The organism is Wenyingzhuangia sp. IMCC45574, from assembly GCF_054182685.1.
In genome coordinates, this window is record NZ_CM135169.1 from 3182019 (window position 1) to 3197274 (window position 15256).

Consider the following 15256-nt stretch of genomic DNA (forward strand, 5'->3'; position numbering starts at 1 on the left):
ATAAGGAATAACTAGTAAAAGACTACTAGACAAACATAAAAGTATAAATATGATCAATCCTTATAGAGTCTTTTGTTTTACAAGGGGTCTAAGTATCTTTTAAACGGTTAAAAAACGTAAATATGGCTGGTTTAATATTTAAAAGAAGAGGCATGGCGTAAATTAGGATTCACAAAAAATCAGATATAGATTGATAGATTATGAGAAAACAATTTTTAGGTTGGCTTGCTTTTGTTTGTTTGGTAATAACGACTAGTTCGTGTGCTGGAGAAAGTGGATTTTCACTATTAAAAAACGGAAAAGTGGCAAATATTTATGTCGCTACTTCCGAAGCTCCACAAGTAATAAGAGCAGTAAACGATTTGCAAAAAGACATTGAAATGGTAACGGGTTTAAAGCCTGCTATTATTCATTCGTTAGAAAATGTAGACGAGAACACCATTGTAATTGGTACGATAGAAAATATTCAAATTCAGGAGATTCAAAATAAGAATTTAATAGAAGAGGCTTATGGTATAGAAAATCTAAAGCAATCATTTTTATTAAAGACCGTAAAGAATCCAACAAAAACCCTAAAAAGAGCATTGGTTATTGTAGGAAGTGATGCTTTAGGAACCGTGTATGGTATTTATGAACTTTCCGAAAAAGTGGGGGTTTCTCCCTTGTATTGGTGGTGCGATGTTACTCCCAAAAAGAAAAAAGAAATTGTTTTTAAAGACTTAGTAGTGTTGCCTAAAGAACCATCAGTAGAGTTTAGAGGGATTTTTATAAACGATGAGGAGGCTTTAACACAATGGAGTAAAAATACATCTCCCAATAAAACCAATACACACCCAAGTCCGGAGGTGTATAAAAGAGTTTTTGAGTTGTTACTGCGTTTAAAAGCCAATACTATATGGCCTGCAATGATGCATAGGAGCTCTTACTTTTTTGAAGCCAAAGATGAGAGTGGTATTCCAGTGAATCCTAAAAATGCAAAGGAATATGGAATTTGGGTAGGTGCTTCGCACTGTGAGCAAATGGGGCGTAATAACTACGATGAATGGTACGATTGGGCAGCCGCTCATAAAGACATGTACGATGCCAAAGGAGAACCACTTTGGGATTATACAGTAAACCCTAAAGCAATTGAGGCTTATTGGCAAGAAAGATTAGATGAGTCTAAGGATTTTAATATGATTTATACCATGGGGATTAGAGGAGTGCACGATTCTCCTTTCCGATTTGATAATATGGAGAATCCTACATTGGAAAAGAAAGTGAAATTATTGCAAAAGATCATCAATCGTCAGAGAGAGATGATTAAAAATACCTTTGGAGCAGAAGATGCAGTGCCTCAGATTTTTGTTCCCTATGAAGAGACTGGAGAAATCTATAACGGAGAAAGTAAAGATGGTAAAGAAAAATGTGAAGGTGTAGATATGCCAGAAGATATTATGATGGTATGGACAGAAGATAATTTTGCACACGCACGTCAGTTGCCAAATAAGAAAGAACAAAAACGTTCTGGAGGAAATGGTATTTACTATCATATTGCTTACCAAGGTTGGCCAACGTCTTACGATTGGTTGTACACAACCCCAATGACAATAATGCAAGAAGAGTTACGTAAAGTATATGACAATAACGCGCGTAAATTTTGGATTTTAAATGTAGGAGATATAAAACCTTCAGAAATGGGCTTGCAATTTTTTATGTCCTTGGCGTATGATATTGATTCCTATGCAGAGAACGAAACAAAAACATTTTTACAAAAAAGTGCCCAGCAACAATTTGCTGTAAACGAAGCTAAGGCGAAAGAAATAGCAGACTTAATTACCGATTTTCAACAGTTTGCATGGGCTAAAAAGCCAGAGGTATACGTGCCGTTTTGGGATTGGCAATTCAAACCTACTTGGATGTATCAGTTTCATAGTTTGGTAGATTTTGGAGATGAGGCACAGATAAGGTTGCAAAAAATAAAAGCTTTAGAGCAAAAAGCAAAAGAGATTTACGATGGTTTAGATGAGTCGGCGAAAAATACATTTTGGCATTTGGCTTACTACCCAATTCGTTCTACCAACTTAATGTTTCAAAAAGCTACGTATTATCGTAAAAATGTGGCCTATGCAAAACAAGGTCGTTTTGCCAGTGTTAATGCTTATGGAGAATTATCTAAAAAAGCAGAAGAAGCAATTCAGGAAGATTTAAAACAATATAAAGAAATAGTAGACGGAAAGTGGAACGGAATTATGGATCCGTATGCAGATTATAACGATGAAGAACGTGTAATTGATGTTGCTAATATTCCAAACAATTTAGTGTATAATGAAGTTTTCTTAGAAGAAGCTGTAAAAGGAATTGGTTCTGTTTGCGAAGGACAAACGATAGGAGACGAAAAGGTAACATTACGTTTTTCTTCGTTAGAAGACAATCAGCGTTTTATTGATGTTTTTAATAGAGAAGTAGAAGCAAACTCATGGGAGTTGACAAGTACTGCAGATTGGATTCAGTTTACAAAACGTTCTGGAAATGTAAAAGTAGAAGAACGCATTTGGGCTTCTGTCAATTGGGAAAAAGTAAAAGCTGGAAAAAATAAAGCGATAATTACAGTAAAAGATGGCCAAGGTTTTTCAAAATCATATCCTGTAGAGGCTACTAAATTAGAAGTTGAGCTTAAAGAGAAAACTTATTTTGAAGGAAATGGTTTCTTAGCGGTAGAAGCAGAAAACTTTAGTGCTAAATTTGATGGAATAGAGAATGCTAAATGGAGTGTTTACAATAACTACGGACATAATGGAGCTTCTGTATTTGTAAAAGGAGGTAAGAAGGTGGCAAATGTAAAAGAATACGGTGCAAGACTAGAGTACAATGTGTATTTTGAAAGCACTGGAACTTTCTTTGGAGAACTGTATAGGTTACCTACCTTAAACGAAGGAAAAGGAAAAACATGTGAGGTAGCTTTTGGTTTAGACGATGCTGAACCAAAAGTGCTGTCGGGAGTTCGTAATAAAGGAGGTCGTAAATCTTTAAAATTATCTTCGGGTAAAACAGTGCAATGGAGTTGGTATAAAAATGTATTGGCTTTAATGGAGCGTATTCCTTTTGAAATTACGGTAGATAAACCAGGATATCATACCATTAAAATTTATCAGGTAAATACAGATATAGGAATTGATCGTTTTGTAATTTGTACAGATGCACACGCTACAAAAACACAAATGAATAGTTTGTTAGGTACAACAGAGAGTTTTAATACATTCAATTTTACAAAAGAAGCTCCTGTTAAGAGTCCAACTTTTACTGGAGATGATGTAGCGGTTAAGGCATATCCTAAACCAGCTCCTTTAACAGAGGCTAAGTTGAATTTTGCTTTGTATGCTATGGTCGACGATCATGGATTTACACCTGTGAATCAAAGGCATGTGTTTGATCCAAATAAAAATCAGTTTGGATGGAGGGCACAAGATGTAAAGCGTTTGGGAGTTCATCATGACGAGTCTAGCAATCGTGTACCGTTTTGGCAGCGTGATGGTTTAACAGGTAAAAAAGAAGCTAAGTTCTATGTGAAGTTAAAGAAAGGAACCTATAATGTAAAGTACTATATGGGAGACTCGCGTAACCGTGAGGAAGAGATTTATAGCAAAGCGAAAAAGTTTACTGTTACCTTTAAAATAAACGGTAAAACGTTGTTGAATAATGAGGATACGGTTCCAGGTATTGGTCAACAAATTATTAAAACGACTTCTGTAAATGTAGGAGAAGATGAATTATTAGAGGTGGTGATATCTGGTAAATGGATTTTAAATGCGTTAGAAATAACACGTAAATAATTTTAGAACAAGAAGTATGAAAAAAACAATAGCAACGGTTATCCTTTTAATACTGACTATTTTCCAAGTCAAAGCACAAGAGGTGTATTTAGGACAAGGAATAATGGCAGGAGAGGTAACTCCTACATCGGTTATTTTACAATCCAGATTAACTGCTTCAACCCAAAAGGTGAATGGAGATGTAAAAGGTATTACTGGTATAGGGAGTTTTGAATTGGCATTGGATACGTCTTTTCAGAATCCTATATCAACTGAATGGATTCAAGCAGTACCTAAAAACGATTATATTGTAAAGATTCAGGTGGATGAATTAGTACCTGGTGAAAAATATTTCTATCGTTTAAAATATGGTCAGAATAAAAAAGATGTGAAAACAAGTACTGTTGGTTCATTTCAAACTTTATATGGAGCAGAAAAAGAAGGTGATATTTCACTTGCATTGACAACTTGTATCAACTACTATTTTTATTATTATGGTAAGTACAATGCTAAAAAGGCATATAAAGGAAAGGATAAAGAGTTGGGTTATCCGGCTTTGGAAGTGATTAAAAATAGAAAGCCTGATTATTTTATTGGAAATGGAGACAATGTGTATTTCGATCATCCAAACAATGCGGGTTACCAAAGAGCTTTAAAAAAAGGAAAGAACCCACATCCAGGAGATTTTGGTGGGAAAGAAGTAACCGATGAAGCAGGTATGAGAAAGAAGTACCATCAACAGTTTGCCTTTCCAAGGTTTCGTAGCTTACTGAAAGAAGTTGGATCTTATTGGACAAAGGATGATCATGACTACAGAGCTAATGATGCAGATACAGTAATGAAATTTCCAATTTCTCATCAACTGGGAATTAAAAATTTTAAAGAGCAATTACCAGTAACCAACCCATTAGAAGTTAATCAGAAAACCTACCGTACGTTGCGTATGAGTAAAGATTTACAACTTTGGTTTTTAGAAGGTAGAGATCATAGAAGTCCTAATAGACAAAAACCAGGACCTAAGAAAACAATGTTGGGAGCTAAGCAAGTGGAATGGTTAAAGACTACTTTGTTAGAAAGTGATGCAGCGTTTAAATTGATTATTTCTCCAACTCCAATTGTAGGGCCAGACGATGGTTATAAGAACGATAATTTAGTGAATGATAAAGGGTTTAGGTACGAAGGAGAAGCGTTGATGAAGTGGTTTGCTGATACAGGTTTGTTAAAGAAAAATTTGTATTGGATTACTGGAGATAGACATTGGCAATACCATGCAAAACATCCAGGTGGTTTAGAAGAATTCTGTTCAGGAGCCTTAGACGATAACAATGCTCGTGCTGGTCGCTTGGCTGGAGATCCTAAATCTTCGGACCCTAACGCATTGGTAAAGCAATATTACATACAAGCTGACAGTAAATCTGTAACAGGTGGTTTCTTAATGATTAAGGTGAAGAGAAAAAAGAACAAGCCAGTAGCTTTTTTTGAATATTACGATGATGAGGGGAGATTGCTGTATAAAGTAAAAAAGAAAGCTAAAAAATAAACGATGTCTAGGATTTTATTCAATATAAAAAAGAGCCTATTTGTAGCAGGAATGTTACTCTCTATTTTGTCTTTTGGGCAGGAAAAAGTAAAGGTGCAAGTAAACCTTAATGTAAAACATACCGTAGGTGGAATCGCTGAATTTGATAGGTCTAAATTTATCACTATTCATGCAGGTATCACAGAAGGAGAATGGGAGGGCGATAATTTCACCAGTGATTTAAGAAGTGATTTTCTAGAAAAATACGATGTGTATTTGGGAAGAGCTACTGGGGGAATTTCTAGCACGTTAAGGAACGCAAAAGAGGATGCTAGTAGAAAAGGCTTTGTGGATCCTATCTATATAAGAAGCAAGGGGGAATATTCTAAAAAGAGGTATGCGACTAAGCCAGAACTTCAGGGTTTTGAATATAGAACTAAGAACTTTATTATAGCTGCTCAGTTACACCCTTTTTGGACAGGTGAAAGTCAGAAACCGACTCGTAAGGGTTGGAAGGTTGGCAGCCCAACTGCTTCTGGAGAATATATGGGAAGGTTTATAAACTCTTTTTATGGAGGAGATGGTTTACCAACACCAGAATGGGTAGAGGTAATTAATGAACCTGCGTACGAAGCTTTAGGAGGAAAGAATAATTATACCAATTCGTTACAAGAAATAGCAGATTTTCATGTAGAAGTAGCAGATGCAGTTAAAGCTCAGAATCCAAAACTAAAAATAGGAGGATACACGGTTGCTTTTCCAGATTTTGAAACTGGAAATTTCCAACGTTGGATTAATAGAGATAAGCTTTTTATAGATGTAGCTGGGGAGAAAATGGACTTTTGGTCTTGGCATTTGTATGATTTTCCTGCCATTGGAAAGAGAGTTGATTTACGTTCTGGGAGTAACTTAGAGGCTACATTTGATATGAACGATCAATATAGTATGATGAAATTAGGGCATACCAAACCTTATGTAATTTCCGAGTACGGAGCACAAGTTCATAACTACAAAAAGAAGCCTTATTCATCTTATAGAGATTGGTTGTTTTTACGAGCTCAAAACGGGATGCTAATGTCGTTTTTAGAAAGACCACAGAGTATTGCCATAGCATTGCCGTATACCATGTTAAAGCAAGGATGGGCTTTTAATAAAAAACTAAATATCCCATCAGGATCAAGGTTGTTAAGAAGGGAGAACGAACCAGAAAGTAACACAGGTCAGTGGGTGTATACAGAACGAGTTAAGTTTTATCAACTTTGGAAAAATGTAAATGGTACAAGAGTAGATTCTTATGCTAATGATCCAGACATTCAAGTAGATGCTTATGTAGATGGTAAAAAAGGATATGTAATTATCAATAATTTAGAGTTTCAATCTAAAAAGATTCAGTTAGATGTATTAGGGCTTAAAAAAAATAAGGTTACTAAAATTATTAAAAAGCATTTGTGGCTGAATGATAAGACCAAAGTTCCGGTTTTAGACAATGAGGTGCTAGATGATTCAATTTCGGAGATTGAAATAGGGGCAGGTGCGACTATGATTTTGGAATACAAATTCAAGAAAAAAGCTAAAGTAAATGAAATAGAAGAAGAGGTGAAATACTTTGCGGATTCTTACTTAAAACCGATTGAGGCAAATAAAGAGGTCATGTTTCATATCAATAAGGTTGCTAAACAAAGCGAGTTTGGGGAGGTAGTTCTTAGAGTGAGTATAGGGAGAGACCATGGAAGTGTATTGCAACCAAAAGTAACTTTTAACAATACGGAAATTGATGTGCCAGATGATTATAGAGGATATGATCAAAAGGGGAAACATCGCTTTTTTGGAACCTTAGAAATACCTATTTCATATGATTTACTAAAAGAGAATAATGAGGTGAAAGTTTCTTTTCCAGATGCTGGTGGTCATGTAAGTAGTGTTACCATGCAGGTGTTTAGTTTTAGTAAAAGAATTTTAAGAAACAAATAAAGTATGAAGCAGGTATATTTAATGTGTTTCATGCTGTTAGGAATAGCTGTAAACGCACAAAAAAAGAACATCGTTTTTTTATTTGCTGATGATTCAGGCTATCATGATTTTGGTTTTCAGGGGAGTAAAACCTTTAAAACCCCTAACCTAGACAAGTTAGCATCAGAAGGTGTTGTCTGTACACAAGCTTATACAACAGCAGCTGTGTGTGGCCCTTCTAGAGCAGGATTGTTAACAGGAATGTATCAGCAACGTTTTGGTTTTGAAGAAAACAATATAAACGCTGGAGGGCAGTATATGAGTAATTCTTCTGGTCAGTTAGGGAGCGATATGGGTTTGCCTACACATTTAAAGACAATCGCCGATTACTTACATCCATTAGGCTATAAATCTATTGTTTTAGGAAAGTGGCATATGGGGCACGATGATAAATACCATCCGTTAAAAAGAGGTTTTGATGAGTTTTATGGTTTTAGAAGTGGTGCTCGTAAATATTTTAAAATGACTCAGAAAGAAGCTGCAGATCATCCTAGCCATAGAATGGAAAGAGGTTTGGGGAATTTTAAAGAACCAGAAAAATATGTAACAGATAAATTAGCAGATGAGGCTTGTGATTTTATTGAAAGAAATAAAAATAAACCTTTCTTCGCCTATGTGTCTTTCAATGCAGTGCATGGCCCATTAATGGCTACCAAAGAAGATTTAGCAAAAGTGGAGCATTTAACAGGTAAACGAAAGATATTGGCTGCAATGGCAATTAGTTTGGATAGAGCTTGTGGTCAGATTTTAGATAAATTAAAAGAATTAGGTTTGGAGGAAAATACCTTAGTAGTGTTTTCTAATGACAATGGAGGTCCTCATACAACCAAGTCGTGTAATTATCCGTTGAGCGGATGTAAGGCGACACATTTGGAAGGAGGGATTAGGGTGCCTTTTATTTTTAAAATGCCTAATGAAATTCAACCAAATACTAAGTACGACTACCCTGTTAGTATGTTAGATATGTTACCAACGTTTGTAAACGCAGCAGGAGGAAATGCTACTAAAATAAAAGACTTAGATGGGGTTGATTTAATGCCTTATTTAACCAATAAGAATAAAAATAGGCCGCATGAAATGCTGTTTTGGAAAAAAGAAAACAGGGGTGTAGTACGTAAAGGAGATTGGAAGTTGATTCGTTATCCAGATCGTCCAGCAGAATTGTACAATATTGTTAAAGATGCTTCTGAGAGCAAGAATTTGGCATTCAAATACCCAGAGAAGGTAAAAGAAATGTTTAAGCTGCTTTTTAAATGGGAAGGAACTTTAGAGAGACCCAAATGGATGTTACAGCGTAAGTATGAAACCAGAGCATTAAAAATGTTAGATACGTACAGGACTCCTGTTTTGGATGAAGTAAATAAGTAGTTATTGTTAAATTTGATAAGTTTATAAAAGGCATTGGGAATTTTTTCTTGATGCCTTTTTTGGCTGTGTATTTGGAATTTTATAAAATAAAACCCCCAAAGCAAAACTTTGAGGGCTACTAAAACTAACTACAAAACTTAAACACTTAAGGCCTTAAGTTTATTTCTTTAACAGAAATATCATCAATATAAATGTCTATAGCTTCTGGGTTGAATTCATTAAATCCTCTAATCATAAAAGAGGTTGCTCCAGTTTCAGAAAAAGTCTGAGTAGAGGTACCGTAGACCCATTCTCCAGTAGTGTAATCAGAGCCATATGTGTGAGCTGCTGAGATAGACCAGTCTGTTTGTGTACTGGTGTAGAATCTTAAATCTGGTTGGTTGTTAGCTTCGGGAGTACTACCTACATTGTTGGCATACGACCATACACCAATCTGGTAAGATTTACCTTCTTCTACATTAAATGTGTAATAGTTCCCAAAATCGCTTGCTACTTGATGCCCAAAAATTGCTCCACCGTTAGCTTCCATTGATAATTTAAAAGATTTATCTCCAGAGTGAGCCATATCTCTAGAAATTTCACTGGTGTATTTTTCCCAAGTACCACCCCACCAAAGGTATACCCAGTTGTCTGCTGTTGAGGTTTCAAAAGTATAATCGTAAGAACTACCTTCTAATAAATTTGGTTTCCCAGATAGATCTACAATGGCTTCAGCATCAGTAATATCTTCAGAGAATACTCCATCAGAAGTAGCTAAAGTTCCAGCAGTATATCCAACATAGATAGTATCGTTGTCATAAATAGTTTCATCAGCTTCTATAACAAGTACATTATTTTCGTTAGTATCAACAGAAATTTTAGTAATGTTTGGAGTTGCAGAATAATCACCGTTTTTAATTCGTACAGAAAATTGTTCTGTTCTAATAGATGCAGCATCCATATCTCTACTAAAGTCTAAACGAACCAAACCATTCACGGTAGTTTGTTTGTCTAAGGTTACTGGCTGAGAAGATTTAATTACTTTGATGAAGTTTTTAATGTTTACAGCTCCGTATCCTGCGGGTCTGGCTCTAGAGGCTTCGAATAAGAAATCGTAGTTTCCTAGAGATTTGTATTTAATATCTGCGTATTGATTTTCTGTATCTTCTACCTCAATACTAGCTCCGTCAACATCGTAGGCTATTTCTTTAGGTTCTCCTGTAACGGTATAACTATATCTAATAATATTTCCTGCTTCTACTTCGTTTAGGGCTTCGTCTTCTAAGTTTAGAGCATCACCTAAAGAACCATCGGGGTTTAAGAAGTTAGCAGTCATTACAGGTTTAATAGAGTCTAGAATCTGAATGGTAATAATCGTATCTAGTTCTTTCCCTTTTAAAGTGGTGCCTACATAGGCATCCTTATAATAAACCTGACTTAGTGATATTTGATGCGTTCCAACTGTTTTAGCAATAGTTTGTACTACTGAACTAGTGGAGATTGTGTCGTTATTTGTGTTTATTATATCAAATGCATCTTTAGGGAAATTCCATGCTCTGGATACAACCCCTGCGGAATTGTCTCCAAAAGTAATAGAGCCATTTATTTGTACTTGATTTTGAAAGTCCATCTCAGAGTTAAAAACGGCTCTGTGACTTGGTTCTATTCGGTCTACTTCTTCTTTTTCGCATGCAGTAAAAAATACTGCTGTAGCCAAGAAAAATGTATATATATGTTTTTTCATAATGGTAATATTTTAGTTTTGTAACTCTTGGTTAGCCTGTGTTTCTTGAATTGGAATTGGAAAATAATCGTGCTGAGAAGAATTGTAATTAGCTGCTGCTAATGAAAAATCAGGACGAATTCTTTCTGCAATAAATAGAGGAGCTATACCAGGTCCAGTAAGGTCTAACGAAGCTTCATTTGCAAATCTCCAATCTTCATCAGATTTTAAATCGTCAAAAACCTCTCTTACAATTCCCCAACGTACTAAGTCTTTCCATCGGTGTCCTTCGTAACATAGTTCTAAAGGTCTTTCTACTCTTTGAATGTGGGTAAGAATTGTTTCTTTGCTTGGAGTAACCAATGGATGTGGTGTTCCTGTAACTTGTGAACTAATATGTAGTTGTGGGAATTGACCCGCGTTGTCGTCTAGGTATTGTTGAATGGTTTTAACACCAGCTCTAGCTCTAATTTGATCTATATAAGTAATTGCTGAACTAAAGTCTCCTGTGTCGTTTAAAATAGCTTCTGCATACATTAACAATACATCTGCATAACGAATGTGTCTAAAGTTAATTCCAGAACGGTTGTTGTTGTCTTCTGCAGAGTCGTTTAGCCAGTTGGCGTGCTTTTTAATGTAAGCACTTTGTCCATAAGCCCATCCTGGTTTCTCGTTAATAGGTAACCCGTAGTATAATCCCTCTCCGTTTATTGGAACGATAGAAGCTGTCATACGTTTAGATTGTGCATTTCCATCGTTTACAATGTTATTATTGTCCACTTCGTCGTTTACAAATAATTCATGTAAAAAATACGTAACTAGAACGGTGTTGTATCCTCCAAAACTTAATTGTCCAACTTGCCTACCCATAGTACTCGCCTCAGAACCTTGTCCAAAATTTCCTCCTGGTACACCAGGTGCAATTTCAGAAGAGTAGTTTACTTCGAAAATAGATTCTTGATTGAATTCATTTTCTTTAGAGAAGTTATCTATAATATTAGGAGTTAACGCGTATACGCCTGAGTCAATCACTTTTTTAAATTCAGCTGCTGCTGCTGTCCATTGCTCATCGTATAGGTACACTTTTCCTAATAAACTTGAAGCAGATCCGCTTGTTACTCTTGCTTTTTCGTCTTCTGACCAAGTTAAAGGCAAGTTTTCTTGCGCAAACTGTAAATCGGGAATTATAATACTGTTAGTAATCTCTTCTAGAGTAGACATTGGTTGGTTGTAATCTGCTTCTCCTTGGGGATCAATTACCTGAATAATTCCTTTTCCATAAGTGTGTACTAGTTCAAAATAGTAGAATGCTCTTAAAAAACGAGCTTGCCCTTCTATGTAGGCTCTTTCGTTGTCTCCAAAAGTGCTTTCGTTTACCTTAGAATCGTCTGCAATGCGCGCAATTACCTGATTGGTTCTAAAGATACCTGTATATAGGTTGTTCCATTTACCTGTAACATAAGGACTGGCATCATTATAGGTTAGGTTTCTAAAAGAAGCATGAATTCCGTACCAAGATTCCGTTCCTCCTTCGTCTGAGCGTTGAAATTCGTTCGCCAATTCTCCACCACTAATATTCTGTAATTGAGCAGCTCCGTATGCAGAGGCTAAACCAGAGTTAAATTGGTCTTTGGTTTCCCAAAAAGTTTCTTTGGTTGTTGCATTTGGGTTAATTTCTGTTAAGAACTCCTCTTCGTTACAACTAGTTGTTAGTAAGGCAGCTGAGCTTAACAATATGATTGATATTTTATTGAAGTATTTCATAATGTAATAATCTTAAGTTGTTAATTAGAAGCTTAATTGTAATCCTAACATAAATTGACGTGTAACAGGGTAATTACCTCTATCTACACCTCGGTAGAATAACCCGTCACCTCCAACTTCAGGATCGTACCCAGAGTATTTAGTAAATGTGAATGGGTTAACAGATGTTGCGTAAATTCTAGCTTTGTTAATTTTTAACTTTTCGGTTAATGTGTTAGGCAAAGTGTATCCAATAATTAAGTTTCTTATTCTAAAATAAGTTCCGTCTTCTAAATATTGATCAGACCTTGCTCTTACATTATTGTGAGAAGAGTTTCTTCTAAAAGTTGGAATGTCTGAATCGGAATTCTGTGGAGACCACTGGTAATAAATATCTTCGTGTCTACCATTTCTGTAAGCAAAATATTTAGAACCGTTAAATATTTCGGCCCCGTAAGAGTAGTAAGTTTGGATGTTTACATCGAAGTTCTTATAGTTTAAAGCAAGGTTTAAACCGGCGTTAAAATCTGCCTGACCAGAACCCATATAAATACGATCGTTTTCGTCAATTTGACTGTTTCCATCTTGATCAACATACATCATGTCTCCCAATTGAGCTCCACCATCAATAGCTTTGTAAGTATCTAATTGTTCTTGTGTTTTAATAACTCCCGCAGTTTTAACTAAGAAAAAAGCACCAGCCTCGTAACCTTCTGCTAAGAATGTTAGGTTGTCTGCACCCCAAGTAGGAGAACCATTAGCGTAACCTCTATCAATTCCATTTAAGTCGGTAATTTTGTTTTTGTTTTGAGTAAATGTTAACCCTACATTGTATTTAAAACCTCCCTTAGTTTCATCTTTGTAGTTAACTGCTAATTCAAAACCTTTGTTGGTCATGTCTCCAGCATTTAAGGTTAATGGAGTAAATACTCCAGTAGATGCTGGTAAGTTTACACCTAATAACATATTTTCTTTGTCATTTTGGTAATATTCAGCACTAATGTTTAATCTGTTTTTAAACATAGCTATGTCTAAACCAAGGTTTCTACTAATGGCAGATTCCCAAACAATATTTTCGTTTGCATAAGCGGTTTGTGTAAAACCTACTTGTAGATTCTCATCTGCACCAGAAGTAAAAGGGTAGTTAATATTTGAAGCCAAAACAGATTGGTAAGCGTAATCTGGAATATTTTGATTTCCTAATTCAGCGTAACTAACTCTTAGTTTTAAGCTGTTAATAGCATCAATGTTAAGGTTTCTAAAGAAACGCTCTTTGTGAATGTTCCAACCTGCTGATACTCCAAAGAAATCACTGTATCTATTGTCTTTAGAAAATCTAGAAGAACCATCTCTTCTATAAGAAGCAGAAAGTAAATACTTTTCATCAAACCCGTATTGAGCCCTAAAGAGTTTTCCTGCCAAGGTGTTTGTAGCAATAAAGCTACCAGGTCTTATCGCATCGCTACCAGAACCTAAACCTTGTAAGTCGTTGCTGGTAGTTTCTGCAAATAGAGTACCGAAATTACGATTGTGTGTTTCGTACTTTTCGTAAGATATAACACCTAATAAACCTATTTTGTGTCTTCCTAGTTTTACATCGTAGTTAATGATGTTTTCTAAAGTAGAACTTTCCACTCTATTGATAAACTCTTCTAGTCTAGCGTTCTTTCTTGATGCCAGTTCGCTTAAGCTACCTGTTCTGTCGTAAGCTAAGTACTGTGGTTGGTAGAATTTTCTTACAAAGTTGTAGGTGTTTTTACCGTAGTTTACTTTGTATTTTAACCCTTTTACAATTTCGTATTCTAGATTGATGGCTAAGTTCGTTTTGTCAACTTTTCTTTCGTCTGTATTAACCAGCTGAGAAGATAAGTAGCTGTATTGAATTTCATTTTGTACAGGAAGGTTTACACCGCTATCTCCGTTGCTAGTTAAGCTGCTAATAGCTGGTCTATATGAATTTTGTTGGATGGCTAAGTTGTAGATTTCCCAAGGTTCTACGGTAGAGTTTTCTGTAGTTAACCCTAAAGATAAAAAGGCTTTAAATTTTCCTTTGTTAAACTGACCGTTTAAACGGTGCGCAATTCTATCAAAACCTGAATTTACAACAACACCTTCTTGTTCAAAATAACTAGAGTTAAAGTTAAGGGATAGGTGTTCTGTTCCTCCGTTAATAGATAAGTTGTGATTTTGTACTAATTGATTGTTCTTAGTAATTTCATCAATAAAGTTCGTGTCTGTATGTAATGCATTAGGGTTAAAATAAAGAATGTCGTTAGGTACGTTTAAAGCAGCACCTACCACATCTCTAATATAGAATTCTTGCGCAGTGTTGGTTAAAGGGGTTCCAGAGGTAATGTTTTGGATACCAGCATAACTGTTTAGTTCTACTTTCATTTTCCCTTTTTCTCCTCTTTTGGTAGTAATTAATATTACCCCATTAGAAGCTCTTACACCATATATAGCAGCAGAGGCACCATCTTTTAAAATGTCCATGCTTTCAATTTGGTCTGGTGCAATATTAGGGTTTCCTTGTTGTGGAATTCCGTCTACTACATATAAGGGACCAGAAGCACCAACACTTAAAGAACCTAATCCACGAATTTGAATGTTAGAAGCTTCTCCGGGTCTACCATTTGCTGCTTGTACATCTACTCCTGCAACTTTACCTTGTATGGCCGCTCCTACATCTGCCACAGGTGTTTTAGTAATTTCATCGGACTGTACGTTTGCAACTGCTCCGGTAACTTCTATTTTCTTTTGTTTACCATAACCTACAAGTGTAACAGCATCTAAAGAAAAAGAATCTGTTTCTAGTTGTACTTTAACGTTTGTGTTGTTGGCACTAACTACAATTGTTTTGGTTGTGAAACCAATATAGCTGATTTCAATTTTTTGACCTTGTTTTGCTTTTATTTCAAAATTCCCATCAAAATCAGAAATAGTAGCTTTTTTAGTTTCTATTACGGTAATGTTGGCTCCAGGTAGAGGATCTCCATCACCACTTACATTACCTTGTATGGTAATTTGCTGTGCGTTAACAGCTCCAAAACAAAATAACAGCATAAGTGTTATTTGATGAAGCTTGTTTTTACCACTCTTACATAGTGTAATCTTCATAAGTCT

Annotated in this window: 7 protein-coding genes; 4 read left to right on the forward strand and 3 right to left on the reverse strand. The window is 35.6% G+C overall.

Annotated features, from left to right (window positions below):
- Positions 1-200 precede the first annotated feature (200 nt).
- Genes ACXHHC_RS13430 through ACXHHC_RS13445 form a run of 4 tightly spaced genes read left to right on the forward strand, consistent with a single transcriptional unit; the run spans position 201 to position 8688 of the window.
- Entirely contained in the window at positions 201-3812 is a 3612-nt protein-coding gene (locus ACXHHC_RS13430; protein ID WP_458226889.1) for a glycosyl hydrolase 115 family protein, read from the forward strand.
- 16 nt (positions 3813-3828) lie between these two features.
- Positions 3829-5331, forward strand: a complete 1503-nt coding sequence (locus tag ACXHHC_RS13435) for an alkaline phosphatase D family protein (RefSeq protein WP_458226890.1) — start codon at positions 3829-3831, stop codon at positions 5329-5331.
- 3 nt (positions 5332-5334) lie between these two features.
- Positions 5335-7281 carry a hypothetical protein gene (locus tag ACXHHC_RS13440; protein WP_458226891.1) on the forward strand — a complete coding sequence of 649 codons (1947 nt, stop codon included), beginning with the start codon at positions 5335-5337 and terminating at the stop codon, positions 7279-7281.
- 30 nt (positions 7282-7311) lie between these two features.
- On the forward strand, positions 7312-8688 hold the full coding sequence (locus ACXHHC_RS13445) for a sulfatase (RefSeq protein WP_458226892.1): 1377 nt from the start codon (positions 7312-7314) through the stop codon (positions 8686-8688).
- A 145-nt stretch (positions 8689-8833) separates the two neighbouring features.
- On the opposite strand, the gene ACXHHC_RS13450 is transcribed toward ACXHHC_RS13445, so the two are convergent.
- Genes ACXHHC_RS13450 through ACXHHC_RS13460 form a run of 3 tightly spaced genes read right to left on the reverse strand, consistent with a single transcriptional unit; the run spans position 8834 to position 15250 of the window.
- Positions 8834-10411, reverse strand: coding sequence for a hypothetical protein (locus ACXHHC_RS13450; protein WP_458226893.1), 1578 nt, complete (start codon positions 10409-10411; stop codon positions 8834-8836).
- Positions 10412-10423: 12 nt separating this feature from the next.
- Positions 10424-12154, reverse strand: coding sequence for a RagB/SusD family nutrient uptake outer membrane protein (locus ACXHHC_RS13455; RefSeq protein ID WP_458226894.1), 1731 nt, complete (start codon positions 12152-12154; stop codon positions 10424-10426).
- Positions 12155-12178: 24 nt separating this feature from the next.
- Positions 12179-15250 (reverse strand): SusC/RagA family TonB-linked outer membrane protein, encoded by a 3072-nt coding sequence (locus ACXHHC_RS13460; protein WP_458226895.1) that lies wholly within the window; start codon positions 15248-15250, stop codon positions 12179-12181.
- Positions 15251-15256: the final 6 nt, after the last annotated feature.